Here is a 25,951-nt window from a genome sequence, read left to right as displayed (position 1 = left end):
GTGATCAACGCGCGGCAACGAACGTATCTTCCCGGTCCGCGCTGCGATCAGATCACGAAATTCAGGTGCTCGACGACCTGGGCGGCCACGTCCTCGTCACCGCCGAGGTCGACGGATTGCGCCCGGGCGCGGCACATGGGCCGGCCGCCGGCCAGCCGGGTGAACTGCAGGCCGTCCAGCCGGATCGCCACCGTCGGCTCCTGGCCGCCGAAGTCGTCGAGCACCTGAATTTCGTGATCTGATCGCAGCGCGGACCGGGAAGATACGTTCGTTGCCGCGCGTTGATCACGGCGTACTATTGATTGTCCTGCCGAAAATCGGCGGGGATGCGAGGGGCTGAACGGTTTCGACTTCGCGCATCGAATCAAGGGAAGCGTGCCGGTGCAGGCAAGAGACCACCGTAAGCGTCGTTGCAACCAATTAAGCGCCGATTCACATCAGCGCGACTACGCTCTCGCTGCCTAAGCGACAGCTAGTCCGTCAGACCGGGAAAGCCCTCGACCCGGAGCCTGGCGTCAGCTAGAGGGATCAACCGATGAGTCCGGTGCGATCGGGGACCTCGATCGACTGAATGATGCCGCCGTAGGTCAGGATTCGCACGCGCATGCCGTGTCCGCTGGTGAGCGTATAGCGGCGCACGGGCGCCTCACCCACCTGACCGAACGGCTCGCTGGTTATCGACGGCGGCCCTGCGGGTTCGATTCCCGGCAGCTCCACCAAATGGATCGCCGCTTGGCGGTCCTTTCGTTTGACTGGACAGAACGCTTCGCCCGGTTACTCCGAATGGACGAAGGCGAGGGGCGCCCATGCGCGGTAAGCGACCGTTTCAGCTGATCTCCGTCCTCGCTGTCGCGGGCTTGGCCGCCTGTGTCAATACGACGACAAACACCGCCACGGACCGCGGCAACGCACCCGCAGGGCCGCCGTCGATAACCAGCGAGCCGTTCGGTCAGGTGGGTGAGGCGCCCGTGCGCCGCTATACGCTCACCAGCGGACACGGCATGCGCGTGCGAATCCTGACCTACGGCGGCATCATTCAGTCGATCGAGGTCCCCGATCGCACCGGACTCATCGGCAATGTGGTGTTGGGTTTTCCGACCCTGGACGGTTACCTGAACAACACCGGATCCGCCAAGACCTATTTCGGCGCGCTCGTCGGCCGCTACGGCAACCGGATCGCCAAGGCGGCATTCTCGTTGAACGGCAACGAGTATCACCTGCCGATCAACAACAACGGCAACAGCCTGCACGGTGGCACCGCGGGCTTCGATACCAAGGTGTGGCAGGCAAGCCGGCGCGACGGCGGCGACAGCGTTGGCCTGGAACTCCAATATGTCAGTCCCGCAGGCGAAATGGGGTACCCCGGGACGCTGACGGTCACCGTCACCTACACCCTGAACCGGCAGAACGAACTACGCATCGACTACCACGCGACCACCGATGCGCCGACCGTGATCAACCTGACCAATCACAGCTACTTCAACCTGGCGGGCGAGGACACGCGCGACGTGTACGACCAGAAGGTCACCATCCATGCCGACAACTACACGCCGACCGACGCCACACAGATCCCGACGGGCCAGATCGTCCCGGTGAAGGGCACGCCGTTCGATTTCACCTCACCGACCGCGATCGGAGCGCGTATCACCGCGAACGACCCACAGCTGCTGATGGCGCACGGCTACGACCACAACTGGGTGATCAACCGGGGCGACAAAGCAGGCCTGGTGGAAGCGGCCAGGGCGGAGGATGCGCAGACAGGGCGCACGCTGACCGTCTCCACGACCGAGCCCGGGGTGCAGTTCTACACCTCCAACTTCCTTGACGGTGCGTTCACCGGCACCAGCGGGCATATCTACCGGCAGGGTGCGGGATTCACGATGGAGACCCAGCACTTCCCTGATTCGCCGAACCACCCGAACTTTCCGACGACCACGCTCAACCCCGGCCAGACCTACGATTCGACGACTGTTTTCGCCTTCGGCACGCAATGAGCCGTGGGGCCGGCGCCCGTATCTGCGGTGAGACTGGCTCGATTCTCGAACACCTCCACAGAGAATGTCCTGCTCACGGCGGTAATTTGCGTTGCGCCAGGGGTGAGCGGCTTTAATCGTGATGAACTCTCGCAGCTATAACGAGGAGCTTTTCATGACCTATCGCCGCCTTGCCTTGGTACTGGGCGCGGTGGCGGCGGCGGCCGCCGTCATTCCCGTCGCGGCCCACGGTGCGCCGCCGACGAAGTGCCTGACCAACACCCAGACGGGCAAGCAGGTCTACGTGCCTTGCGATCTGCTCAACGCCGGCGCCAATTTCCCGCCGGGGCAGCGCTGCCCACCGCCCATCGAGCAGTACCCGAAGGATGTGGCGGACTGGTGCGGCGAAGGTCCCGGCCTGGCGAGTACCACGCCCACGACTCCCACGAGTCCGACGACTCCGACAACGCCTACGACTCCGACAACGCCCACGACGACGAGCTCCGGGCGGCCCACGAGTTCCACCAGCCCGACGAGCCGCGCGACCCCGACCACGACCGCGACGGCTCCCATCACCGCGCCGAACGCCATGAAAACGGCGGGCCCGGGCGATACACAGTGACGAATCCCTAGCCGGGCGGCGCGGTCACGACGATCGATTCCTGTCCGATCTTCCAGGCCGTCATGAACGTGCCGATGCTGACCTTGGTGTTGGCGTGATCGGCGTAGGGGTCGTTGAGGTGGACGACATCCTTGACGGTGTCGATGCCGGTGACCACCAGCAAATGATCGGCCGACGTGCGCTGGTCGTTGGAGTTCAAGATGGTTCCGGAGTTGACCCACGCGATGACCTTGCGGTTCGCGCCCAGGTACTGCTCCAGCGACGACAGGCCCACCTCTTCGGGGTGCTTGTCATAGGTCATGTGCGACTTGATGCCGTAGTGCTCGAGCAGCACCACCGTGTCGGCCATGTCGATGCCACCGTTCGGGCCGTCGTGAGCCGGGTCGCCGGTGGGGGCGTAAATGGGGCCGTCGCGGATCGACGAGGGCGTGTGCTGTGCCAGCTTGATGATCTGTTGCTCGGTCGGGGAGTGCCCGGTGACCTCCCCAACCACGTCCGCCACCGAAGCCAGCCCGCAGTTGTCCTCATACGACTGCTGCTGCCAGAACTCGGCGGCGGCGTCCGGGTCGCCGTACACGCCGCTGGCAATCGCTCGGGTGCTGGGCGGGCTGGCCTGCGTCCGGCCGCCGTCGACGGTAGCTGAGGTAGCGGTTGCGCGTATCGACGGTGACGCCCCACTGCACGCCGATAGGGTCGATATGCTGGCCATACCGATGCAGGCGGCCGCCAGGGCCGCGGGCGCCGCGGCCACGATCCGAGAGTCGAACATGTTGCCTCGCAAAGGCCGGTCGAACTACCGATTGGTCAGCAACGTAGCATCCCTAGCAAACCCGCGCAGCGCAATTGAAGCGCCGACGAACCTCAGTTCCCCGCTTCGATCGCCGCGACTCTTGCCGCCGCGTCGGGTCCGCAGAACCGCTGCAGGTCCACCCCGCCCGCGGCCAGCAGATCGTCGATGCGGTGTTTCAGGTCGCCCGAAGTCAGGTGCGCATACAGGTTGGCGCCCGGGCACGACGTCGACGCCAGGTCCCGATGGCCCGCCAATGTGGTGGTCGCGACGCGAAACGTCTGGGCGGCCCACGCGAATGCCCGAGCCGCTCCCAGGAGCTGCGCCTCGGGGACCGCCTCTTGATCGAAGTCGCCCTCGCAGAGGACGAGGAAATGGCCCGTCGTGTCGTAATCCGTCGCCGTGTCGCCCGCGAGCTCGGTGCTCCGCAATTCGTAGATGTTGCCGTTGCGGTCGACGCCGACGTGGTAGGCGATGTCGATCCATCCGTGCTGATCCTGGTGGTAGCGCTGGTCCTGGCGCAGGTGGTTGGGGGCGTTGCGGTTGTCACCGAGGGCCACGGCCTCGTGGTGCAGGGTCATCCGGGTGATGGTGTGACGCCTGCCCCCGGGGCGGGCCGGCCGGGCGCCCCAGGCGTCCCGGCACAGCAACAGGGCCGAACTCCCAGCGGTCAGGCGGACGTCTGCCGTCGACGTCGGACCCGTCGGTGTGGTCTTCGAGCGCGGCCCGACCACGGCCGCCGCCCCGAGGCCGCCGGCCAGTCCCAGCATCTGGCGGCGGCTGACAACGGCCGGCCGGCTTGACGCGGGCTCACACACGCCTCACCACGATACGGGGGTCGACGTCGCGAAACGGACCGATCGCGGGGACCTCCCATGGTCACGAGACGGTAACGCTTGCTTCCCGCGGCCCGAAAGACACGGTGTGGCAAGAGGCAACATGACGAGGAAAGTCAAGGTTGTCGCAGTGTTCTCGCTCGGCGCCTTGGTCGCAACGGCTCCCGGGACCGTTGACATCGCCGCCCGCGCAGACGCATCAGGGTGGGCGTTGTACAGCGGCGTGAACCGGCTTCGCCAATCCTGCGGGCCGATCGGCCAGGACCCACGCCTGACCGATGCGGCGCAGCGGCACGCCAACGACATGCTTACCAACGGGGTCAACGGCCACATCGGCTCGGACGGCTCTTCACCGCAGACGCGCATCACGGATGCGGGCTACCGCACCCCCTACAGCGGTGAGGTCGTCTTCTGGGGTACCGGGTCCGCCGCGAACATCAACCAAGCGCTCGACCTGTGGATGCAAAGCCCGCCGCACCGGGCGATCATTTTGAACTGCGCTTACACCGCGGCCGGCTTCGCCACCGCCTCGGACGGCAACAAGATGACGGTCGTCGGCGACTTCGCCGCCTGAAATGCGCGCCGCGCTGCGCGTCAATGCCTGAGAGTTGTTGGTTACAAGGCGAATTCGTGGCGACAAACCGCGTAATAACCATCCAGGCAAATCCGGATGGCTCGGCGAGAAACCGCACTAGGCTTTGGCCGTAGGAGGAGAAGCAGGTCGGGAGGCGTGCCGATGGGACGGGCCAGCACGGTTGGCAACAGCTCGCTCGACCGCTGGCGCCTACGTCGGCGGACGGCCATCGCCGTTGCGGGCGTCGCGCTCGTGGTCGTGGCGGCGTGCGGGCGTGGTCAAGCCTCGCACCCGGCGGCCGGCGATTCCTGGCAGCTCACGCACGCCCCGACCGCGAAGCCGCCCGGTTCCCCGGCCGCACAGCCCCCCGGTTCCCCGGCCGCAAAGCCGCCCGGACCGGAGTTCGCACCCCTTTCCAAACTGATCAACGACGCTATTGCGGCCAACAGGCTGCCCGGCGCGGTGGTCCTGATCGGCCACGGCGGCGCCGTTGCGTTCGATCAGGCTTTCGGATCGCGCAAGCTCGCGGGCGAGCCGGGGTTGGATGGGTCGCCCGCACCGGCCGAGCCGATGACCGAGGACACGATCTTCGATCTGGCGTCGTTGACCAAGAGCCTCGCGACGGCGACCGCGGTGATGCAACTCTACGAACAAGGCAAGGTTCAGTTCGACGATCCCGTGCAGCGCTATCTGCCGGAGTTCAACCCGGCCAACGACCCACGGCGCGCAAACGTGACGGTTCGAATGTTGCTGACGCACACGTCGGGTGAGACGGGCGACGTCGAACTCAAGGATCCATGGGGACTGGCCACACCCGACAAGACCGAAGGCGTTCATCGTGCGCTCACGACGCCGCTCGAGTCGAGCCCCGGCGGGTCTTTCCGCTACTCCGATATCAATTTCATCCTGCTTGGCGCGCTCGTCGAGAAAGTCACGGGCGAGGCGGAAGACGTCTACGTCCAGGAACACGTATTCGCGCCGCTTGGCCTGCGGGACACCCGCTATCTCCCGTTGGACAAGGCATGCGGTCCACACGCGGTCAGGGGAGCCGCGGTCGGGTGGGCCGCCGCGTCGACGGCAGGCGAGGGGCAGCCGTGTCCCGCGGGCAGCTGGGACACGGACATCCTGCCGCGCATCGCACCCACGGCGCGGGACGAAGAAGGCCGGGCCGATCCGGCCAAGAATCCCGACCTCGACCGTCTGCTGCGCGGCACCGTGCAGGACACGACCGCCCGCCGCATGGGCGGGGTGGCCGGGCACGCCGGCGTCTTTTCCACGGCGCACGATGTCGGCGTCTACGCGCAGGCGCTGCTCGATCGGCTTGCGGGCCGGCCGAGCGAATTCCCGCTCCAACAACAGACTTTGGAGTTGATGACGACCCCGCAGCAGCCGGGACACACCGACCAACAGGTCAAGGCGGCGGACGACGCCGCGCGGGCGGCAGCCGCGAAGAGGTCGAAGACCGCGCATCCGCTGCTTGCCGCCCGCTATCCGGCGATCGCGGGACAGAATCTGCTCGGTCTCGGCTGGGATATCGATACGCCGCTGTCCATGCCCCGCGGAGCGGTTTTTCCCGTCGGGAGTTTCGGACACACGGGCTTCACCGGAACCTCGGTGTGGCTCGACCCGGCCTCGGACACCTACGTCGTTCTGCTCACCAACTCGATTCATACGCGCGGCAGCCCACCGATCTCGGACATCAGGGGTGAGGTGGCAACCGCCGCGGCCCAGGCCCTGGGCCTCTAGGGCCGCTCGAAGTGTTGGTAGTCAAGGGGCGCCGCCCATTCGCCGCCCCAGCGCCAGCCATGATCTGTGAAGGCGCGCACCGCCGGATCGCCAGGGTGTAAGAGTCCCGGGTCGGTGCGGCTGCGGTCCAGGTAAGCCGCCGCGTTCTGCGGTTCGAAATACCCGCTGGCGTACAGGCACGGATTGACGAGCGTATTGATATCGATCGCCCGGCCGTAGGCGTGTGGCGACCATTCGTTGGTTCCGGGGATGAGGCGGCAATTGAACGCCGACGTGTTGTCGTCCTCCATCGACAACTCGTCATTGGCGTCCTGGTAGTGGTCGACGGTGCGGATCTTCTCGATGGGATAGCCCAGACGGAAAAGCTGCTCGAAGATCACGACGACCTCCGGCGCCAAGTCCTGATGCACGATCAGCTGGCCGCGGTGCGTCTGGCCGTCGAAACCGACGTAGTCGACGTCGACCCGTCGCAGCTGTTCCGGCTCGACGGGGCAACCCGGCCGCCACGTCGCACCGAGTTCGGCCGCGGTGACCGTTTCCACGGTCGCAGCGGCGGCGGCCGGCGGCGGGTTGGCCGGCGGCGTGGCCGCCGCCGATGACGATGACAGGGCGGCCGCAGACGGAGACGGTGCGGCCGCGCGCGGCGGCGCCGCGGCCGTGCATTGCACCAGCACCAGACCCGCCGCGAGCATTCCGGCCGCGGCGGCAAACCGGCGCCCGAAGCGCGTCAACCCCGATGCAGTGTTCACCGCCTGCTTCTTCCGACCCTCCGAGCCCGCCGTCACCTTACGCCGAGTGTGCGCCACGGTGCGTGCAAGATTTCTGTGTTCGGTTGAACGGCGCGAGGTTATATTCGAGCATGCGCTTCATCCGTGTGGCTGCGGCGGTCGGCATGGCCATCGCCGTATCGCTCGTCGCGCCGGTCGTATTGGTAGTGGCGTCTGCTCACGCTGACAATGGCATCGAGGGCTACGCACGTTGCGTCGGAGGCGGCGTGCAACCCCCGCCGCCCGGGGTGCGTCCGGAGAACTGGTTTCCCAGCGTTCACGTGATCGAGACGGATGTGGATGGGGCCGTGCCGCCGGCCCAAATCGTCGAGAGATTAGTGGATATGGGAGTCAACCGGCCCGACGCGGTGCGGCAGGTGCAGTGTTTTCTGGCCTACGAACCGCGTGGGTGACGAGCTCAGGGCTGACGCGCAACGATGACAGGGATCTTCGCCCTGTTGACCACCGCCGACCCAACCGAGCCGAGCAACATGCCGGCGAATCCGCCACGGCCGTGGCTGCCGACCACGATCAGTTGCGCCAGTTCGGAAGCCTCGATCAGCCAGTGGGCCGGGTCACCGATTTCGATTCTGCGACGAATCGCCACGTTGGGATAGCGTTCGTGCCAACCCGCTAGCCGTTCGGCGAGCGCCTCCTCCTCCTCGGACAGCTGGGCGTCCCACTTGGAATCTTGAAAAGCGTTGTTGGAGTTGAACACTCGCGGATCGGCCCAGGCATGGAAAGCGATCAAGGCGACGCCTCGTCGCGACGCTTCTTCGAACGCGATCGCGGTCGCGGCTTCCGACGCCGATGATCCGTCGATGCCCACGAGCACGGGTGCCCGGTCGACATTGCTGAGCGGCGGTTCCCCGTCGTGGATCACCGCGACCGGGCAGTGCGCGTTGTAGACCAATCCCGAACTCACCGAGCCAAGGACGCTGAGAACCACCACGCCGCGATACCCCCGATAGCCGACGACGACCATCTCCACCTCTCTGGAGAGGGCGACGAGCGTGGCGATGGCGGTCGAATAGATCACCTCGCCGTGGACTTGAATGGGACCGAGTTCACCGGCGCTCTCCTCGGCGACCCGCATTGCCGACGTGATCACTTCGCGCGCCCGGTGCTGCTGCCAGTGCCCCACCGGCGCGCCTGACTGGAGCCACCCCGGCATCGGATCGTCGACGACATGGACCAGGGCCAGTGGCACGTTGCGCAACGCGGCAGTCAGAGCCGCCCACCGCACGGCACCCAGTGCCGCCGCCGAGCCGTCGACGCCTACCAAGATCGCGTTAGGTGGGGGTTGCCACATTCCAGCTCGTTTCTGATCGGCCGCGTGCCCACAGGCAGGATCATCCAGCACCGCCTGATTTGTCAGGGCCGAAGCGATGCAAGGACTAAGGACCAAGGGCATCGATTGAAGCGACCATTGCACTCTGACCTACGCGGCGGTCGCCGCGACACCGTCGGGTCAGCAAGTTGGCCGGAGTACATCCGGCCATGCCGCTCGAGGCCGCCTGGGGAAAGATGGGCACATGACCGATGCCGCCTGGAGCCTCTATGCCGAGGAAGTCGACAACGTCGACGGCTGGTTCTTCGAGGCCGATGTCAAGCTCTTCACCAAGCTGCTCGCGTCGCAGACGGCGGAAAACATCAAGGGGGACATGCTCGAGATCGGCGCATACCAGGGCAAGTCCGCCATCCTGATGGGTTACGGTCTGCGCGACGATGAAGAACTGGTGATCTGCGACTTGTTCGAGGCCGTAATGGATCACGCGGACATGTCGCTGACCCCACGCCAGCAGTATTCGGGCCTGGAGCAGCAGCAGTTCCTCGCCAATTGGGATCGGTTTCACGTTCGCCGGCCGACGCTCGAAGTCTGCGAGTCATCGGAGCTCGACCTCGGAGAACGGGCACTGCGCTTCGTCCACATCGACGGCTGTCACAGCTACCGGTGCGTCGCGAACGACATCGCCCTCGCCGTGACCCACACGGCAAACCGGGGCGTGATCGCGATAGACGACTATCGAGGTGTCGAGACTCCCGGCGTCGCCGCGGCGGTCTGGCAGGCGGTTGGCAACGGCTGTTTGTTCCCGTTCGCGGCGACCTACATGAAGATCTACGCCTGCACGTCGGCCGCTGATCAGGGTTTCTGGTCGGAGCGAGTCCGAGATTGTGCCGACATCTGTGCCTTCCCCGATTTCGGGTTGCCGTCGTATCGCAGCGTTTCGGAGAGCCAGATCGAACCCTCGGCCGCCACTTCCTGACGGGCGCGCGTGGATCAGTCCGCGTCCCGCGGCGTTCGTTGATCGGCCAACGGGCCACGAGCGGCCGCATCTTCCAGCGCTTGGGCGGCAATGGCGGCGCTTTGAGCGGGCGCGGTCATCTGCGCGGCGACCTCGCGGGTCCGAGTGACGTAGGGCGGGGTGAGGATGGACCGCAGATCCGCGACGAGAGACTCCAGGGTGGTGTCGGGGAAGCGCCGGCCAATTCCGACTCCGAGTTGACTGACCGCACTCGCCCACATCGGCTGATCGACCGATACGGCGAGGGCCAGCGTGGGGACTCCGGCCCGGATGCCGGCGAACGTCGTGCCGGGCCCCCCGTGGTGAACGACGGCCCGACAAGCGGGAAACACCGCCGCGTGGTTCACCGCGCTCACCACTTTGACGTCGGCGGAATCCGTTTGCGCGGTCAAGTCACTCACGCCGCTGCAAATCAACGCCCGCTCGCCGAGTTGCGCGCAAGCGTCGGTGATCATCGCGATGACGTCAGTGGGAGACGCGACTCGTGCGCTGCTGCCGAAGCCGAAGTAGATCGGTGGCGTCCCAGCCTCAATCCACGACGAGACATCGTCGTCGACTTCCGTCGGCAACTCGAGGGTCAGCCCGCCGACGAACGGCCGTCGGGCGCCGCATCCGGCCCACTCGGCTGCCAACCCCGGGAAGAAGAGTTCGTCGTAGGCCTGGATCTCGAGCGCTCGCCGCGTCGAGGGCCTCGTCGCCGGGAGGCCCAGCGCCCGGCGTAGGGCGTCTTCAGCCTCTTTGGTGATGGACGAACCCGCGTGGTCCGGCGGGATCGGGTAGATGTGCACCGCCGCGTGTGGAATGTCGTAGTGTTCGGCGACATTCGCGGCGAGCCCCTGTTCGCCTGCGTCCGTCAACAGCAGGTCGGCGCCGTCGGCCAGGGATGTGAGCGCCGTGCCCAACTGTGGCCAGAGTTGCTTTATATCGCTGAGAATTTCCCACGCCATGAGGACTGGTGGCGGCGTCGTCCCGTATTTGCGGACGATCTCCGCATTCTGCTGCACTTGGTCGCGGCCGTGCGCGACTGCGGTGAGGCCTGCCGACTCGATGAACCCAATGTAGTTGGGCGGAACCGCCATAAGCACGCGATGGCCTCTCCGCTGAAGCTCCCGGCCGACGGCGGCGCAAGGCTCGATATCTCCGCGTGTTCCCAAGGTCGCCAACACAAATCTCATCGCCAGAACCTCACTCGAGGTGATCGGTGTGCAGCGGGCGGCCCGCAAGAATTGGGATGATCATTCGAAGTGTCCGATCGTCCGTGCGACCCCGTCGTCGTCCGGAACTCTCGGCCGCCGGCCCCGGCCAAGGCTATCCGAGCGAAGGTGCATGTTGACTCCTCTGGGGCTCTTCCCGCCGCCAACAGCCTCCCAGGTCCTAACATTGATGGGCGAAGGTCATCACTCATCGACCCTGCGGGTCATCAAGGCGCCGAATCGAGGAGAAGTATCCGTGCATCAGTCGCATTCACCCCTGTCGGCCACGCGAACGCTGCTCCTTGGCCTCTCGGTTGTCGTTGCTTCGGCGCTCCTGCCGGGCGCGCTTGCCACCGCCCGCGCCGACGCGATCGGATTCCCGCCGGACTGGCCTTACTACGAGATGCAGACCGAACAGACGATGTGCAGAGCCATGGCTGACGGCTGGTCGCGCGCCCAGATAGTCGGGGCGATGCAACAGGCGAACAACCAGGGCGTGACCGGGCTGAATCCGGATCAGGCCGCCAAGCGCGCCAACATGTGGGTCGATCTGGGCCGGATCAAGTATTGCCCGGGCGCTAGCGCACCTTAATCGCCGACGGTCACGAGTTGCTGTTGGTCCAGCGATCGAACGGTGCTTCCATGTCGGGACAAAACGTCCCGACGGCCGCGCCCATGATCTGGCCCGCCTGCACCGCGGCATAGCCGTTGCTTGCCACGGCGGGGTAGATGGCGTCGAAGTCGGTGCCGCCCCGCGCCTGCTGGCATACGGAGTCTCCGATGCCGACCATTCGCCCCGGGTCGTCGTAGGGAACGTGCAAGACGTTCAGCGTGTGCAGGTAGGCCGCGACCGAGATGGGATCGGGGTCCGCGTGGGCCGCCGGCGTCAGCGCTGCCAGCGCGCCCAACGACGCGGCGACCAGCGCCGATCTCGTGAGGGTCCGGCGGATCATGTCGCTAGCAGAGGGCGGCGGAAAACCACCCGCCGGCCACCAGGGCTATCACGAGCGCGGCGGTGGCGTGCCCCGTCGACGCCGCGACGACGACGCCGGTGATCGCCGCGATGAGGGCCATCACCACGACCAGGGCCAGCAGTATCCGATGTGAATGCACGGCTCCGTTCGCGCGCGGTGCAACGACTACGTACTTGCCCGATCTGTGGGGTGCGGCCATAGGAGCTCCCGTCGCGTTGTGACCTCGGATACAAAGAAAGCACAAATGTGCTGTGCATCACAACCGGACGCGATGAAGTGGCGCGGCTTTTGGCCGTTCGTTAACCGTCCGGGTCGAGCGCCCACCGTGGCGCACGCGCATCTGGCCGGCGCGTCGACCGTGCGGCCGCCAAAGCCACGGCGCGCTCGCCGTTGATCGTGGTCATTGGCGGAGGCTGGCCCTTGCGCAGCGTCGCGATCAGTTCCCGGTAGGGGCCGATGAGATAGACGGTGTCACCGGCTTTCAGGCGGGCGTCGCGGCGCGGGCGCAACCTGACCGGACCTTCCGGCCGTGTGATCGCGATGACGCGCGTCTGCGTGGACAGATCGATCATCCGCAGCCCGTCGAGTTCGCTGCCCGCCGCCACCAGCATTCCGCCGACCATGAAGGAGCGCTGGCCGACCCAGAACGTGCCGAGCACCTGCAAGCCCATCGCTGCGCCGATGAACCACGGCGCCGCGAGGTCGACTATCGACCGCACGTTCTCGAAACCGAACCGCCGATGCACGGCGGTGCCCAGCGCGCGGCCCTGAACTCGCATGACGATGGGCACCCTCGTGTCGGAACCCAGCATTTCGAGCAGCACGATTCCCGTCTCGATGTTGTTCATGTCGTCCTGTGTCACCAGCGCGACCCCGCGGGCGCGATCGACGCGCGCCGATTCCAGGGTCTGGCGCATCGTCGGATCCCCGAAGATCACCGGCACGTCGAGGTCGGCCACGGTCGGCAGGAAGCGGTTGCCCTCGTCCGGCTCGATGACCAGCACGTCGTAGCCGGCCGCGGCCAGATCGCTGACGACCCGGAACCCGATGGAACCCAGCCCGACGACGACGACGTGGTCGCGCATGTGGCGTGCGCGCCGCAGTCCGGCCGATTGCACGAAGCGGCGCGACAGGAGGAGGTCGGCAAGGAACGCGACGAGGATGGCGGTGACGCTCGCGCCGCCGAACATCAACAAGACCGCGAATAGCCGCAGGGCGGTGGATTGTTGGGCGAAGGTGAAGTCGCCATAGCCCACCGTCGTGATCGTCTCGGAGGCGAAGTAGAGGGCGTCGATCCACGACATTCGGGGGTTGTGATAGGCGAAGTGCACCACCGCCGTCGAGCCAAGGGTGAGACACAGCGCGAACGCCAGCGAGGGGAAGAGCATGGGGTTCACTTCGTCCCGGATGGCGCGCACCGCGTCGATGACCCGCCGCACCGGGGAGTGGCGAGCGCGCGTCGCGGCCGGGGGAGGCAACGTGATTCCGCGGGCGTCCAATTCGTCCTTCACGCCGATCATCGACGTCCAGTCGCCGGCGTAGACCCGCAGATCTCGTCCGGGGCATGGCACCACCTCGCCGGGTGCGGGTGAATTCTTGCCGTGCACCACCGCGACCGGTGCCAGGTCGGCGTAGATCTCCCGGAGCGTCGCGTTGTAGGGCGCCTCGGATCCCCAGACGACGAATTCGATACCGGCCGTGTCGAACTGGTGCGCGTTGCGGGACAGGACGGCCTCGACGATCGACGGCGCCGCGAGGTCGGCGACGTCCAAGATCGCGCCGGGTCCGTTGACGGCGACCACTGCTTCGCGCAGCACGTCGTTGGCCAGCCGGGCCACCACCCGCACGTTTGGACTGAACTCCCTTGCCAGCAAGGCGATTTCGAGGTTGACGGCGTCGTTGGGGCCCGCGCACACGACGGCACGCGCCCGATGCACGCCGGCCCCGAGGAGGTCGGCGGCGGTGTTGATCTTGATGATTCGCGCGCCCGCGCCCCTCAATTCCTCGGCGATCGTCTTCGACAGCGCGTCGTCACCGCTGACGATGATCTCGCGGTGAAACTGAAACAGCTCGCCCATTGCGCGGGGCTACGTTCGATTCTTACGCGCGTCGATCGCCACGGCTGGTCGCCGGATGACCGCCGGTTGTGTTGCGTGGCATGACTACTCCTACTTCTGCTGCGGCTGGATGGTCCATATGACTATCGGCCAAGGCGCTGGGAAGTGCCACCGGAACCCGGCGGCCGTGCGGTCAATCGCCTGTCTTTCTGTGACGCAACAGGTTCGACTCGCGGTGGTGACGCGGGCGAAATAGTCAGGGCGTAGAAAGCGCTCGCACGCCACTGCCGACGATCAAGCTAAGGAGCGTTGCGTGTCCGAGAAGACGCCCGACGATATTTTCAAGCTCGCCAGGGACGAGAACATCGAGTACGTCGACGTCCGCTTCTGTGACTTGCCGGGCACCATGCAGCACTTCACGATTCCGATCTACGCCTTCGATGAAGGCGTCTTCGAGGAAGGCCTGGCCTTCGACGGTTCCTCGATCCGCGGGTTTCAGTCGATCCACGAGTCCGACATGGTCCTGCTGCCCGACCCCGAGACCGCAACGATCGACCCGTTCCGCGCCCGCAAAACGCTGAACGTGAACTTCTTCGTGCACGACCCGTTCACCCTCGAGGTGTACTCGCGCGATCCGCGCAACATCGCCCGCAAGGCCGAGAACTATCTGATCAGTTCCGGCATCGCGGACACCGCCTACTTCGGGCCGGAGGCCGAGTTCTACATCTTCGACTCGGTCAGCTTCGACTCGAGCACCAACGAATCGTTCTACAAGGTCGATGCGGCGTCCGGGTGGTGGAACACCGGAGAGGACGCCGAGGCGGATGGCAGCCCGAACCTCGGCTACAAGGTCCGTCCCAAGGGCGGGTATTTCCCGGTCGCGCCGACCGATCACTATGTCGATCTGCGCGACGAGATCCTCACCCACCTGACCAACGCCGGTTACTCCCTGGAGAAGGGCCACCACGAAGTCGGCAGTGGCGGCCAGGCCGAGATCAACTACAAGTTCAACACGTTGCTGCATGCGGCCGACGACCACCAGATGTACAAGTACATCGTCAAGCAGACCGCGTGGCAGGCCGGGAAGACCGTCACCTTCATGCCCAAGCCGTTGTTCGGCGACAACGGTTCCGGGATGCACTGTCACCAGTCGCTGTGGAAGGACGGCGTGCCGCTGATGTATGACGCGACGGGATACGCCGGCCTGTCCGACATGGCCCGCCACTACATCGGCGGCTTGCTGTACCACGCCCCGTCGTTGCTGGCCTTCACGAACCCGACCGTGAATTCCTACAAGCGCCTGGTTCCCGGCTTCGAGGCGCCGATCAATCTGGTCTACAGCCAGCGCAATCGGTCGGCGTGCGTGCGCATCCCGATCACCGGCAACAATCCGAAGACCAAGCGGCTGGAATTCCGGTGCCCCGACTCGTCGGGCAACCCCTACCTGTCCTTCGCGGCCCAGTTGATGGCCGGGCTGGACGGCATCAAGAACAAGATCGAGCCGCCTCCGCCGGTCGACAAGGACCTCTACGAGCTCCCGCCGGAGGAGGCCGCGGAAATCCCGCAGGCACCCACGCAGCTGTCGGCGGTGATCGACCGTCTGGAGGAAGACAGCGAATACCTGACCGAGGGCGGGGTCTTCACCCCCGACGTCATCGCGACGTGGATCAACTACAAGCGCACCTACGAGATCGCGCCGTTCAACCTCCGGCCCACCCCATACGAATTCGCCCTCTACTACGACGTATGAGGTAGTTCGCTCCCGGCGCAGTTAGCCGCGCCGACGCCCCGGGTACCCGTGCGGGCATGGGGTGGGTGCAATCGCATGCGGTCGCAATCTTTTCGGCGTTGCTGTCTGCGTTCTGGGCGGCCGTCGGCATCGTCGTTCGACAGCGCGCCGCCCAGGAGGTTCCCGCTGATCAGGGCATGTCCGGGACGATGGTGACGACCATGGTCCGGCGACCGTTGTGGTGGGCGGGCCTGGTCGCCGCCGTTGCGGGCTACGTGTTCCAGGCCGTCGCGCTGGCCCACGGGTCGCTGCTGCTGGTCCAGCCGCTGCTGGTTTCCTCGCTGCTGTTCGCGCTGCCGTTGGGCGCCCGGCTGTGCGACCAGCGCATCAGCGCGGTCCAGTGGGGTTGGGCGACGCTGCTGACCGGCGCGCTGGCGGCCTTCGTGCTCGTCGGTCAGCCCCGGGAGGGTGACAGCCGTCCGGCGGTACCGGCGTGGACGTTGACGCTGCTGGTGACGGTGCCGTTGCTGGTCGTCTGCGTGATGGCGGCCGGCCGCGCGATCGGCCGTGCGCGGGCGATGCTGCTTGCGGTCGCCGTGGCGGTCCTGCTCGGCATGATCGCCGTGTTGACGAAGATCTGCACGCACCGTTTCGCCGTCGGCGGTTGGCATGGGCTGCTGACGGTCCCCGCCCCATACATATTGGTCGGCCTGGCCGTGGCGGTGACGGTGGTGCAGAACTCCGCGTTCCACGCCGGTGCGTTGCAGGCGTCGGTGCCGATCATGTTGGTGGGGGAGCCCGTGGTCGCGGTCCTGCTCGGTGTGGCGGTGCTGGGTGAACACCTGACGGTCGGCGGCTCGACGGCGCTGGCGCTGTTGGTCGCGGTCTCGGCGATGGCGGCCTCCGCTGTCGCGCTGAGCCGCAGCCAGGCGATCGAGGTCGAGAGCCGCCCGGCCCAAGAGCCGTCCCTGGCGGGTGTCAGCGGCAAACGGAACTGGGAGTTATGAGTCGCTGTCCAACAGCCGCAGCGGGTGCAGCCCGTCGACCGCGCCCACGAACGGCGGATGAATGCTGTAGCCCAGCATGCGGCGAATGTCGTCGGAGACCGCCCGCGCGGTCTCGCGCGATATCGACAGCGTGAAGGCTTCCATCGGCCGCAGCCAGGGTTGGCAGTACTGGGCGGTGACGGCGAGACGGTCGCGGTCGGTGCTGTTGGCGCCCCCGCCGTGCCAGAGCGTGCCCACGAAGAAGACGCACGAGCCGGCGGGCATCACGACGGGCAGGGCCCGATCGTCCGGCCCGGGCCGGCGCTTGCCCCAGCGATGGCTGCCGGGATAGAGGACGGTGGCGCCGTTGTCGGCGGTGAAGTCGTCGATGGCCCAGATCGTCGCCGCCGCCAGGGGTTCGCGGGGCCGCGGAATCGGGTAGAACCCGTCATCGTGGTGGGCCAGCTGCGCGGCCTCTCCCGGCTGAATGTTGATGGCCTGCAAGGCCGAAAGCAGGTAGTTGGGCATCAGCAGCCGATCGAGCACCGCGAGCACCCGCGGATGATCGACGATCCCGTCGCACATCCGGGTTCTGCTGAGCAGGCTGTAAATGCGCTGGGTGCGCCGGCCCTCGAAGGAATTGCGGCCCGTGTGCCCGAGCCAGGGTTGAGTGACCTCGCGGATCTCGTCGCATTGCTCGGGAGTCAGCAGATCGTGCCAGATCACGTAGCCGTCGCGGTCGATAGCCGCCATGTCGGCGTCGACGACCTTGCTGTCGACCGAACTCCCGCCGGTCGGTGTCCGCCTGTACCGCTGCGCCAGATCGCCCCTGAGGTCTTCCAGCGTCGTGACGGAGTCGTCGATGTTCATTGGCACTCGCCCTTCGTCCCGGTCCAGATTAAGCCGGGTAGGCCTCAACTCAACCCCTCAACCCGGTGATGAATCGCTGCACGCTTCGGGTCAACGATCGCGGGACGTGGTCGGGATCCATGAGCTCGTTCTCCGCCAGCGGGCCCGCTTCGTCGGCCACGGTGCCCTCCGTGAACGGCCGCAACGTCTTGCCGTCTCCGCGAAGGGCCTCGATGGCCGCGAGGACCGACCCGCGTTCGTGCGTCGCGCCGTCGAACTCACCGACGGTGACTCCCAGGTGTTCGGCCACCAATTGGCTTCGCATCGCTGTGATTTGGGCGCGCACGCGATCGCCTTCGGGGCTCGCCGGCTCCGCCTCGACGGCCAGGTCGCATTCGCTGTCGAAACCCATCGATCGGTTGTTGAGGTTCGATGACCCGATGCGCAGGAGCCGGTCGTCCACCACCACCACCTTCGAGTGGACATAGATCGGCGCCCCGCCATCGGTCACCGGCCAGTAGATGCCAAGCCGCCGATGCTCGTCCGCGGCCCACAGCACCTGGATGAGCCGGTGACGTGCCGAATCCATCGTCCCCCGCTCGAGGGGGTTGTTCCCCCGGCGGGCAATGACGATGACGATCTCCGGCCCGTCGTCTTCCTTCAGCCGCGCGGCCAGCGCGTCGATGATGCGCCGGGACGCCAGATATTGGTTTTCGAGATAGATCGAATCCCGTGCCGCCGCTATGGCCGCCAGGTTGAGCGCCTCGACCTGCCGGGTCTCGGGGCGCCGGCCGAGTTCCGGCAGGGTCAGAGCGATTCCCACGTCAACGCCGCGCAGCGCCGGCTTGAGTTTGCTGGGCCACGCGGTGTGCTTGGCGGTGACCGGTTGCAACGACTGCTCGGTCGCCGTCCGCCACCGTTGAAGGGCTTGCTCGCCGAGTGCCCGTGCGGCCGCGCCATCGACCGCCGCGGCGACGTCGTGCCGCGGCCCATAGCTGCGTCCCAACGTCCGACGAACAGGACCGTCATGGTCGTGTGCGCGGGTGTCCCATCGGTCGATGGTGAGGTCGATCCCGCCGCAGAACGCCACGGAGTCGTCGACGGCCACGATCTTCTGGTGATGGACGGAGCCGGTGGGGTGGGCCCCGTCGATCGCGAAGTGGATTCGCCTGCTGCTGATCTGGTTCACCAGCGCCACCGGAGTCAGCCCGAACCAGATGCCGTCGAAGGCCGGCAGCAGACGCAGATTGGACTTCAATAGGTAGATCTCGAGTTCGGGCCGCTTCCAGAGCATCCAATAGAGAAAGGCGCCCAGCTGATTCGGGCCGGGAAGGGTCTTGACCCCCCGTTCGAACGTCATCCTGGCGTCGAAATCCCAACCGATCAGCACGATCCGGTGCCGGGCCCGCAACATCGCCGTCTTGACATGCCGGAAATAATCGGCCGCGTCGATGATGTGACCGAACCGGTCGGCACGCTCCAGACGCCAGCACGTTCGCCCAAGGATCAACAGTCGATCGTCGCCCACGGCGCCCTCAACCAGGTTGACGGTTCGGCGCGGGCATAAGCCTTGTGTACCACACCCGGGCCCTGGGAAAATGTTTGCTTAACGGGGTCGGCAACGGGTCGACAGGACAACGCCGAACATCTGTAGAAGGCTGAGACGGTGCGGATGCTTCTGGCGCTGGCGAGCTTCGCCGCCGTCATCGGCGCGGCCACGCCCGCGCGGGCCGATCCGGCTGGCAATCCCGATGCGAGCTTCTTGGCGGCGCTCGATCAGGCCGGCGTTCCCTACAAGGACGGCGCCGTCGCCATTCGGGTGGGCAAGAAGGCCTGCGCACTGATGGACCAGGGTCACTCCAAAGCCGCTGTCATCCAAAGCGTGTCCTCGGAGAACGCCGGGTTCACGGTGGCGGAGGCGACCAGCTTCACGACCAGCGCGGTGAACGCCTACTGCCCCCAGCACATTGGGGAACCGGACACGGTGGCACCGCCGCCTCCGACCAACACCGGAATGTTCCCCTGGATTCCGTTTCCGCCGCCCGGTGCGGCGTAGCAAGGCCAGGCGTTCGCAGCCCGGCTGGCACGCGGCAGCCTGTCCCGCCAAGATGGACTAGATGTGGCCCGACTGGTGGATGATCGCGCTGGGCATCCTGAGCGCGTTCGTGGTGATCTGGCTGATCCTCGCCGTCACCTTCTGGCTGCTGAGGCCCAAGGCCAGATTGCAAGACCTGGTGCGGCTGTTGCCCGACGTACTTCGGCTGCTGAAACGCCTCGCAGCCGATCAAGAACTGCCGCGGCGGATCCGCGTCGTGTTGGTCGCGTTGATCGCGTTCGTCGTCTCACCGATCGACCTGATACCTGATGCCATTCCGGTGATCGGATTCGCCGACGACGTGGTCATCGTCGGCCTGGTGCTGCGCTGGATCAGCCGCATCGCGGGACCCGATGCGCTGGCCAGGCACTGGCCCGGCACACCCGACGGCCTCGCCACCCTGTGCTGGCTGTGCGGCCTACCCGATCCCGCGCTGGAGTGACCGTGGATCTGCTTCGGCGCACCATGCGATACCAGGTCCGGGTCGGCGCGCTCATCGAACTGGCCCTGTGGATGGCGATCCCATACCTGTGTATCGGGTTCGCGTGGACCGTTTTTCACCCCGACGAGGCTGGACAGATTCAGGCGCGGGTGGAGGCGGTGTTCCCTACGGGAGCCGACGCCGTGGCCTTCGGCTTGACCACGGCATTGTGGCCCGCCTCCATCCAAATCGCCCACGCCTGCCCGGCTCCGTGACCGCCGTTGGGGTAAACCCGTGCGCGGAGGAGCGGTTTGCTCCTAGGCTGCCGGGCATGTCAATCGACCGAGCGGCACTTCTGGCGGGCAGTATCCGACTCACCTCCGGCGTCTGGTTCCTCGTCGACCCCTTGAGCGCGAACCGATTCTGGGGGGATCCGGAGGAACCGACGCCGACGGCGCGACTGTTGTTGCGGTCCATGGGATATCGCGACGCGTTGATCGGTGGGCTGCTCGCCGCGGCGGCGTTGCGCGGCAAGAACACCCGCGGCTGGTTCCTGGCGTCGGGCGGTGCCGACGCGGCGGACCTGCTCGGCGGCATGAGCGTCCACCAAGAGCTGAGACCGTCGCAACGAATCATCGGCCTGGGTGGCGCCGTCGTCGGCATCGGCGTGGGGCTGTGGGGCGCGACGCGCCGGACCACGCGGGGGAGCGAGGAACCGGCGCAGTGAGGCCCGGATCGCGGCCAGGTGGTCGCCGGAACAAGGTAGATGCGGTTGACTGGACGCCATGGGTTTAGGCGTACTGACATTCGTAACCGATGAGGGGATCGGCCCGGGGGAGCTGGGGCAGGCGCTGGAACAGCGTGGATTCGAGTCGCTGTTCCTCGCCGAGCACACCCACATTCCGGCGGGCGACGTCACGCCCTATCCGGCAGGCGGTCCTATCCCGCCGAAGTACTACCGCACCCTGGATCCGTTCGTCGCGTTGACCGCGGCGGCTGCCGCCACCGAGCGGCTGGTCCTGGGCACCGGGATCGCGCTGGTTCCCCAGCGCGATCCGATTCACTTGGCCAAAGAGGTGGCGTCGCTGGATCTGGTGTCGCGGGGCCGCTTCCGGTTCGGAGTGGGTGTGGGCTGGCTGCGCGAGGAAATCGCCAACCACGGGGTCGACCCGTCGGTTCGCGGACGGGTGGTCGACGAGCGGCTGGACGCGATGATCGAGATCTGGACGCACGAAAAGGCGGAATTCCACGGCAAATTCGTCGACTTCGGGCCCCTCTACAGTTGGCCCAAGCCGGCGCAGAAGCCCTATCCGCCGCTGTACTTCGGCGGCGGGCCCGCGGGCTTCAAACGCATCGCCCGGCTGCATGCCGGCTGGCTGTCGATGACACCGTCGGCTGACGTCTTGGCGCCCCAGTTGGAGCAGCTGCGCGGCGTGGCCGGTCCGGACGTTCCGGTGATCAGCTTCCATGGCGGCGCGCCGACGGCCGAAGAGCTCGAGGGCTACCGCGCTCTCGGGTTGCAGCACCTGCTGGTGGAACTGCCCACCGAGCCGCGCGACGAGACGCTGCGGCGCCTCGACGAGCTGCAGGCCGAGTCCGCCAAGTTGTCGTAAGGCTAAGTGCCGCAGAACGTTTGGTACTTGCCGAAGTCCTCCGGGGCCGGGCTGGCGAAGCGCTCCAGGCCCGGCCGTTCGCCATAGGGCGACGTCACCGCGGCGAGGAGTTGCTCGAGTGGGCCCAGATCACCCGCGGTCGCCGCGGTCAGAGCTTCCTCCACCAGGTGGTTGCGCGGAATGTAGACCGGGTTGACGCGGTCCATGACATCGGCGTCGGGGCCCAGCGCCTGCCAGCGCGAAAGCCACGCGTCGAAGCCGGCGAGGTCGACGAACACGCCCCGCGCGGGCTCTGCGTCGCCGCGCGCCGCCCGACCGAGCAGGCGGAAGAACGAGGTGTAGTCGACGTGGCTGTCCTTGAGCAGGGCGAGCAACTCGTCGACCAGGGCGGCCGAGGCGCCGTCCTCGGCGTCGGGCACACCGAGTTTGGCGCGCATCCCGGATGACCACACGGCGTCGTACTCGCGCTGGAAGACGCCGAACGACGTCTCCGCGAGCGCGACCGCCTGCTCGAGATCCTCGGAGAGCAGCGGAAGCAGCGTCTCGGCGAACCGGGCGAGGTTCCAGCCGGCGACGACGGGCTGGTTGGCGTAGGCGTAACGGCCCCAAAAGTCGATGGAGCTGAAGACCGTGTCGGGATCATAGGCCTCCATGAAGGCGCACGGCCCGTAGTCGATCGTCTCGCCGGAGATCGTCATGTTGTCGGTGTTCATCACCCCGTGGACGAACCCGATCAGCATCCACCGCGCGACGAGCGCCGCCTGAACGGCGACCACCCCCTCGAACAACGCGAGATAGGGCCGGTCGGCGCTCGCGGCGCTGGGATGGTGGCGGGCGATCGCGTGGTCGGCGAGGCGCCGCAGCAGGTCGATGTCGCCGGTGGAGGCGGCGAACTGGAAGCTGCCCACGCGCAGGTGGCTGCTGGCCACGCGGGTCAGCACCGCCCCGGGGAGTTCGGCCTCGCGCAGGACCGGACGGCCGGTGCCGACGACGGCCAACGATCGCGTGGTCGGCACCCCGAGCGCATGCATCGCCTCGCTGACGATGTACTCGCGCAGCATGGGCCCCACGGCCGCCAGGCCGTCGCCGCCGCGCGCGAACGGTGTCGGCCCGGAGCCCTTCAGGTGGATGTCGCGCAGGCGTCCGTCGCCGTCGGCGAGCTCGCCGAGCAGCAGGGCGCGACCATCACCGAGGCGGGGGACGAAGCCCCCGAACTGATGCCCGGCGTAGGCCTGGGCCACTGGAACGGCGTCGCTGGGGAGCAGGTCGCCCACCAGGAAGCGCAACCCGTCCGGGCTTCGCAGCCAGTCGGCGTCCAGGCTTAGTTCCTCCGCGAGCCGCTCGTTGAGGGCGAGCAACCGCGGCTCGGCCGGCGGCTCCGCCTGCCACCGGACGGCCATCTCCGGCAATGCGCGGAAGAACCGGTCCTGCAGGGCGACCGTCATATCCGGGGCGACACTCACCTCAACGAGCCTACGGCGAATTACGAGCCGAGGGCCTGGCCGATGAGGTCGCGGGCGCGGTCGAGCATCGACGCGAACGGTCCGAGGGCGAAGTTCATCTTCGCCGACTCCACGCCGGGGTGCGGGTGCGTCGGCGCGATGGCCTGAGCCGCGCGCACCGCCACCCCCATCCGCTTGAGGTCGGTTTCGTCAACTTCCTTCTGCAGCACGGGGAACTCCTCGCTTTCCTCGTGCTGCGCGTGGTCCAGCACGGCCTCGCGAAGTTTTTTCAACTCGTCGATGAACTGCTGGGAGGTGACGTCGAGGTCTTCGATGCTCGAAAGCAACTCCTTGGCCTGGTGTTCCTCCGTGAGTCGAGCGTCGACGATCGCGTCGCCGGCGTCGGACTCCCGGCGCACGCGCGGGTGCACGACCATTTCCTCGGCTGTCTCGTGCACGGCCAGCAGTTGACGCAGCGTCGCGAACGGCTTTTCCCGTGCCTGGGGATCGGATGCGTGCAGCACCTCGTCGAACAGGTCCTCGATGAGGTTGTGCTGCGCCTTCAGGAATGCGACGACTTCCTCGGGCGACTGGACAATCATGTCGGCCATCGCCGATACCTCCAGTGTTTCTGCGAATTCGGTTGCGCACTGTGGGCTGTGTGCGCCTTCGCCACGCATACCCGCTGCGTAGGGGGCTAAACGGGCCCTGTGTGCCCCGCCAGCAGGTCGGCCGCCGTCTCTCCAAAGATCTGAGTAGGCAACAACTTTCGTTTGCCGGCCGGGCCGACCACGACGATACGTGGCCGGGCGCGAAAGCGATCTGCGTCACACGCCGGATTGGATGTTATCTGCCGAGGGTCGAACGGGTAGCCGCTAGAAAGGCGCTTTCGTGCCGATCCACACAATCAACGCAGGAGGCGAATTTTTCGATGACTTCATCGGACAAGACGACGGTGCTGGCGCAGTTGCGTGCGCTTCACCAGCTGACCAACACCGAGATCCAGGTCGCGGAAACCCGCATCGCGCAGGCACGTACCGAGGCCGTTCAGCGTGAGCTCACGCAGAACGCGTCCAACGCCCGCGAGCGGTCCGAGCGATCGAGAAGGCGATCCGTGGGCTCGGCGGTGTCCCCGACATCGTCGGGCCGTTCCTGGGCCGGGCCGCGGCCGCGGTCAAGGCGCTGACCGAGCAGGCCCAGCCGTTCGACGAGGCGCTCCTGGGCGACCTCGCGCTGGAAGATCAGTTGCTGGACCGGTCCCGCTACCTGAAGGCCCTGGCCGTCGCGGCCGAGCTTCCCGAGGTCGAGAGCCTGGCAACGCGGCTGATCACGGCGCATTCGGCGACCGTGGACTGGCTGACCACCGTGCTGGCCGAAGACGCCCTCGGCGGCCCGGCCGCGCTGCGCCGCACGCCGCTGCAGGCCGCGGCCGGAACCGCGGTGAAGTTGGTCAACCTGCCGGTCGAATGGTCGGTCCGGGGCGTCGACAGGGCCGCGGACGCGCTGCGCTCGGCCCGGCCGACGTTCAACGAGCTGGTGAGCCGGGGTGCGCACGCCGGTGACGTGGCAACCCGCGCGCTCGCCGCGTCGCGCAACGCCGCGCTCGAGGCGGCCGAGAAGGTCACCCGCAGCGAAGGTGCCCGGCAGACGGCCGACGCCCTGCATGCGGCACGCGCCGCTGTGGGGGTCCTCGACGCCGACGAGCTGCCCATCGCCAACTACGACGAGCTGAACGTCAGCGAGGCCGTCGCCGAGGTGAAGGAGCTTGCGAATCCGAGCGACGTGCGGGCCATCATCGCCTACGAAGAGGCGAACAAGAATCGCCAGCGGGTCGTGTCGGCCGCCCAGACGCGTGTCGCCGCGATCGCGCAGGAGGTTGTCGGCATCAACTAGCCGAGCATTCAAAGCCAGGCCGCCCGGGCGAGGGGTTCCTCCGCCCGGGCGGCCCAGCCATTTCTGTGCCCGGGGGGCATACCCGACCGCCCGTTGGGGGACATCGCTACGGTTAAGGCACCAGTCCGATATCGATAACCCCGAGAGACGAATGTACGACCAGGTCAACAGCAGCGCGACGGAGCCCGACGACGTCATTGGCTACCGCATCGATCCCGTTTTGGCCCGGAGCTGGCTCTTGGTCAACGGCGCGCACGCTGACCGGTTCCAATCCGCGGCGCACTCCCGGGCCGACATCGTCGTGCTCGACATCGAGGACGCCGTCGCCCCCAAAGACAAGCACGCCGCCCGCGACAACGTGGTGAGCTGGCTGGGCGCCGGCAACACCGATTGGGTCCGCGTCAACGGTTTCGGCACCCCGTGGTGGGCGGACGACCTCGCCGCGCTGTCCGGCACACCGGTGGGCGGGGTGATGCTGGCGATGGTCGAATCGGTGGACCACGTCACCGAGACGGCGCAACGGCTGCCCAACGTGCCGATCGTGGCGCTGGTGGAAACGGCCCGCGGCCTGGAGCGCATCACCGAGATCGCCGCGGCTAAGGGCACCTTCCGGCTCGCCTTCGGCATCGGCGACTTCCGCCGCGACACCGGCTTCGGAGAAGACCCCAGCACGCTGGCCTACGCCCGGTCCCGGTTCACCATCGCCGCCAAGGCGGCGAGTCTGCCCAGCGCCATCGACGGGCCCACGATCGGCTCGAATGCCCTGAAGTTGATCGAGGCCACCGCCGTCTCCGTGGAATTCGGGATGACGGGCAAGATCTGCCTCACCCCGGACCAATGCGGCGTGGTGAACGAGGGTCTGTCGCCATCACAGGACGAAATTTCATGGGCGAAAGAGTTTTTCGCCGAGTTCGAACGCGACGGGGGAGAGATCCGCAACGGGTCCGACCTGCCGCGGATTGCCAGGGCCACGAAGATCCTCGAGCTGGCCCGCGCCTACGACATAGAATCGTCGGACTTCGACGACGAAGAACGGGATCATTCCCCCGCGCCGTCGGACACCTATCACTACTGAGCGACAAAGCGGG

At 66.9% G+C, this 25,951-nt stretch carries 28 protein-coding genes and 2 pseudogenes; 16 read left to right on the top strand and 14 right to left on the bottom strand.

The genetic code is table 11. The features are described 5' to 3' along the window. Positions 1-47: 47 nt before the first annotated feature. Together A9X03_RS29595 and A9X03_RS28965 are read right to left on the bottom strand one after the other, a co-directional pair. A pseudogene (locus tag A9X03_RS29595) lies at positions 48-224 on the bottom strand (hypothetical protein); the annotation flags it as partial. Positions 225-528: 304 nt separating this feature from the next. Continuing rightward, positions 529-717 carry a hypothetical protein gene (locus A9X03_RS28965; RefSeq protein WP_068259251.1) on the bottom strand — a complete coding sequence of 63 codons (189 nt, stop codon included), beginning with the start codon at positions 715-717 and terminating at the stop codon, positions 529-531. 89 nt (positions 718-806) lie between these two features. Here A9X03_RS28965 and A9X03_RS00980 point away from each other — a divergent pair, with 89 nt between their 5' ends. Together A9X03_RS00980 and A9X03_RS28960 are read left to right on the top strand one after the other, a co-directional pair. Next, entirely contained in the window at positions 807-1,994 is a 1,188-nt protein-coding gene (locus A9X03_RS00980) for an aldose epimerase family protein (protein ID WP_067756975.1), read from the top strand. Positions 1,995-2,372: 378 nt separating this feature from the next. Further along, entirely contained in the window at positions 2,373-2,606 is a 234-nt protein-coding gene (locus A9X03_RS28960) for a hypothetical protein (RefSeq protein WP_067756971.1), read from the top strand. Here A9X03_RS28960 and A9X03_RS00970 read toward each other — a convergent pair. Continuing rightward, on the bottom strand, positions 2,603-3,364 hold the full coding sequence (locus tag A9X03_RS00970; RefSeq protein ID WP_067756967.1) for a C39 family peptidase: 762 nt from the start codon (positions 3,362-3,364) through the stop codon (positions 2,603-2,605). The genes A9X03_RS28960 and A9X03_RS00970 overlap by 4 nt on opposite strands. 92 nt (positions 3,365-3,456) lie before the next feature. After that, positions 3,457-4,152, bottom strand: a complete 696-nt coding sequence (locus A9X03_RS00965; RefSeq protein WP_156670164.1) for an N-acetylmuramoyl-L-alanine amidase — start codon at positions 4,150-4,152, stop codon at positions 3,457-3,459. A gap of 169 nt (positions 4,153-4,321) precedes the next feature. Here A9X03_RS00965 and A9X03_RS00960 point away from each other — a divergent pair, with 169 nt between their 5' ends. Together A9X03_RS00960 and A9X03_RS00955 are read left to right on the top strand one after the other, a co-directional pair. Beyond that, positions 4,322-4,792 (top strand): CAP domain-containing protein, encoded by a 471-nt coding sequence (locus A9X03_RS00960; RefSeq protein WP_197499074.1) that lies wholly within the window; start codon positions 4,322-4,324, stop codon positions 4,790-4,792. A gap of 162 nt (positions 4,793-4,954) precedes the next feature. Continuing rightward, positions 4,955-6,538, top strand: a complete 1,584-nt coding sequence (locus A9X03_RS00955; RefSeq protein ID WP_067756961.1) for a serine hydrolase — start codon at positions 4,955-4,957, stop codon at positions 6,536-6,538. Here A9X03_RS00955 and A9X03_RS00950 read toward each other — a convergent pair. After that, positions 6,535-7,323: a M15 family metallopeptidase gene (locus tag A9X03_RS00950; RefSeq protein WP_369807433.1), complete on the bottom strand. Its 789-nt coding sequence runs from the start codon at positions 7,321-7,323 to the stop codon at positions 6,535-6,537. The genes A9X03_RS00955 and A9X03_RS00950 overlap by 4 nt on opposite strands. A gap of 74 nt (positions 7,324-7,397) precedes the next feature. Here A9X03_RS00950 and A9X03_RS00945 point away from each other — a divergent pair, with 74 nt between their 5' ends. After that, positions 7,398-7,718: a hypothetical protein gene (locus A9X03_RS00945; protein ID WP_067756958.1), complete on the top strand. Its 321-nt coding sequence runs from the start codon at positions 7,398-7,400 to the stop codon at positions 7,716-7,718. 5 nt (positions 7,719-7,723) lie between these two features. On the opposite strand, the gene A9X03_RS00940 is transcribed toward A9X03_RS00945, so the two are convergent. After that, positions 7,724-8,617: a universal stress protein gene (locus A9X03_RS00940; RefSeq protein ID WP_068259248.1), complete on the bottom strand. Its 894-nt coding sequence runs from the start codon at positions 8,615-8,617 to the stop codon at positions 7,724-7,726. A 223-nt stretch (positions 8,618-8,840) separates the two neighbouring features. Between A9X03_RS00940 and A9X03_RS00935 the strand changes: the two genes are divergently transcribed. After that, positions 8,841-9,572: a class I SAM-dependent methyltransferase gene (locus tag A9X03_RS00935; protein ID WP_067756952.1), complete on the top strand. Its 732-nt coding sequence runs from the start codon at positions 8,841-8,843 to the stop codon at positions 9,570-9,572. Between the two features lie 14 nt (positions 9,573-9,586). Here the strand turns inward: A9X03_RS00935 and A9X03_RS00930 are convergent, their stop codons facing one another. After that, complete coding sequence (locus A9X03_RS00930) at positions 9,587-10,786, bottom strand: glycosyltransferase (protein ID WP_067756949.1); 1,200 nt, start codon at positions 10,784-10,786, stop codon at positions 9,587-9,589. A 274-nt stretch (positions 10,787-11,060) separates the two neighbouring features. Here A9X03_RS00930 and A9X03_RS00925 point away from each other — a divergent pair, with 274 nt between their 5' ends. Then, complete coding sequence (locus tag A9X03_RS00925; RefSeq protein WP_156670163.1) at positions 11,061-11,396, top strand: hypothetical protein; 336 nt, start codon at positions 11,061-11,063, stop codon at positions 11,394-11,396. A 10-nt stretch (positions 11,397-11,406) separates the two neighbouring features. On the opposite strand, the gene A9X03_RS00920 is transcribed toward A9X03_RS00925, so the two are convergent. The 3 genes from A9X03_RS00920 to A9X03_RS00910 all read right to left on the bottom strand — a co-directional run bounded on the left by A9X03_RS00920 (position 11,407) and on the right by A9X03_RS00910 (position 13,856). Next, on the bottom strand, positions 11,407-11,757 hold the full coding sequence (locus A9X03_RS00920; RefSeq protein ID WP_067756946.1) for a DUF732 domain-containing protein: 351 nt from the start codon (positions 11,755-11,757) through the stop codon (positions 11,407-11,409). Positions 11,758-11,761: 4 nt separating this feature from the next. Next, positions 11,762-11,917: a hypothetical protein gene (locus A9X03_RS00915; RefSeq protein WP_197499077.1), complete on the bottom strand. Its 156-nt coding sequence runs from the start codon at positions 11,915-11,917 to the stop codon at positions 11,762-11,764. A 160-nt stretch (positions 11,918-12,077) separates the two neighbouring features. Further along, positions 12,078-13,856 carry an NAD-binding protein gene (locus A9X03_RS00910; RefSeq protein WP_082974396.1) on the bottom strand — a complete coding sequence of 593 codons (1,779 nt, stop codon included), beginning with the start codon at positions 13,854-13,856 and terminating at the stop codon, positions 12,078-12,080. Between the two features lie 292 nt (positions 13,857-14,148). On the opposite strand from A9X03_RS00910, the gene glnA reads away from it, so the two are divergent. Beyond that, the gene (glnA, locus tag A9X03_RS00905; protein ID WP_067756944.1) at positions 14,149-15,585 is read left to right on the top strand and encodes a type I glutamate--ammonia ligase; all 1,437 of its coding nucleotides are present in this window, start codon (positions 14,149-14,151) and stop codon (positions 15,583-15,585) included. Positions 15,586-15,641: 56 nt separating this feature from the next. Next, positions 15,642-16,571 carry a DMT family transporter gene (locus tag A9X03_RS00900; RefSeq protein ID WP_067756943.1) on the top strand — a complete coding sequence of 310 codons (930 nt, stop codon included), beginning with the start codon at positions 15,642-15,644 and terminating at the stop codon, positions 16,569-16,571. Here A9X03_RS00900 and A9X03_RS00895 read toward each other — a convergent pair. Further along, positions 16,566-17,420, bottom strand: coding sequence for a phytanoyl-CoA dioxygenase family protein (locus A9X03_RS00895; protein ID WP_067756940.1), 855 nt, complete (start codon positions 17,418-17,420; stop codon positions 16,566-16,568). The two genes, A9X03_RS00900 and A9X03_RS00895, sit on opposite strands and share 6 nt — an antisense overlap. A 49-nt stretch (positions 17,421-17,469) precedes the next feature. Beyond that, positions 17,470-18,927, bottom strand: coding sequence for a phospholipase D-like domain-containing protein (locus A9X03_RS00890; RefSeq protein ID WP_068259245.1), 1,458 nt, complete (start codon positions 18,925-18,927; stop codon positions 17,470-17,472). 144 nt (positions 18,928-19,071) lie between these two features. Between A9X03_RS00890 and A9X03_RS00885 the strand changes: the two genes are divergently transcribed. The 5 genes from A9X03_RS00885 (at position 19,072) to A9X03_RS00865 (ending at position 21,528) form a co-directional block, all read left to right on the top strand. After that, the gene (locus tag A9X03_RS00885; protein WP_082950194.1) at positions 19,072-19,455 is read left to right on the top strand and encodes a DUF732 domain-containing protein; all 384 of its coding nucleotides are present in this window, start codon (positions 19,072-19,074) and stop codon (positions 19,453-19,455) included. A gap of 61 nt (positions 19,456-19,516) precedes the next feature. Continuing rightward, positions 19,517-19,936 (top strand): YkvA family protein, encoded by a 420-nt coding sequence (locus tag A9X03_RS00880; RefSeq protein WP_067756931.1) that lies wholly within the window; start codon positions 19,517-19,519, stop codon positions 19,934-19,936. A 23-nt stretch (positions 19,937-19,959) separates the two neighbouring features. After that, complete coding sequence (locus A9X03_RS00875; RefSeq protein WP_067756928.1) at positions 19,960-20,190, top strand: hypothetical protein; 231 nt, start codon at positions 19,960-19,962, stop codon at positions 20,188-20,190. A 56-nt stretch (positions 20,191-20,246) separates the two neighbouring features. Further along, positions 20,247-20,642: a DUF4267 domain-containing protein gene (locus A9X03_RS00870; RefSeq protein ID WP_067756925.1), complete on the top strand. Its 396-nt coding sequence runs from the start codon at positions 20,247-20,249 to the stop codon at positions 20,640-20,642. A gap of 58 nt (positions 20,643-20,700) precedes the next feature. Next, positions 20,701-21,528 (top strand): LLM class F420-dependent oxidoreductase, encoded by an 828-nt coding sequence (locus A9X03_RS00865; RefSeq protein ID WP_067756922.1) that lies wholly within the window; start codon positions 20,701-20,703, stop codon positions 21,526-21,528. A 2-nt stretch (positions 21,529-21,530) separates the two neighbouring features. Here the strand turns inward: A9X03_RS00865 and A9X03_RS00860 are convergent, their stop codons facing one another. Together A9X03_RS00860 and A9X03_RS00855 are read right to left on the bottom strand one after the other, a co-directional pair. Beyond that, positions 21,531-22,973, bottom strand: coding sequence for a YdiU family protein (locus A9X03_RS00860; protein WP_197499076.1), 1,443 nt, complete (start codon positions 22,971-22,973; stop codon positions 21,531-21,533). Positions 22,974-23,011: 38 nt separating this feature from the next. After that, positions 23,012-23,581, bottom strand: coding sequence for a hemerythrin domain-containing protein (locus A9X03_RS00855; RefSeq protein WP_067756915.1), 570 nt, complete (start codon positions 23,579-23,581; stop codon positions 23,012-23,014). 320 nt (positions 23,582-23,901) lie between these two features. Here A9X03_RS00855 and A9X03_RS00850 point away from each other — a divergent pair. Then, positions 23,902-24,863: pseudogene (locus A9X03_RS00850) on the top strand (ferritin-like domain-containing protein). 151 nt (positions 24,864-25,014) lie between these two features. After that, a complete protein-coding gene (locus A9X03_RS00845) occupies positions 25,015-25,938 on the top strand; it encodes a CoA ester lyase (RefSeq protein WP_067756909.1) in 924 nt (307 codons plus the stop codon). Positions 25,939-25,951: the final 13 nt, after the last annotated feature.

It is taken from the genome of Mycobacterium sp. E1715, from assembly GCF_001667625.1.
Classification (GTDB): Bacteria; Actinomycetota; Actinomycetes; order Mycobacteriales; family Mycobacteriaceae; genus Mycobacterium.
This window is presented reverse-complemented; position numbering and strand designations above follow the sequence as displayed.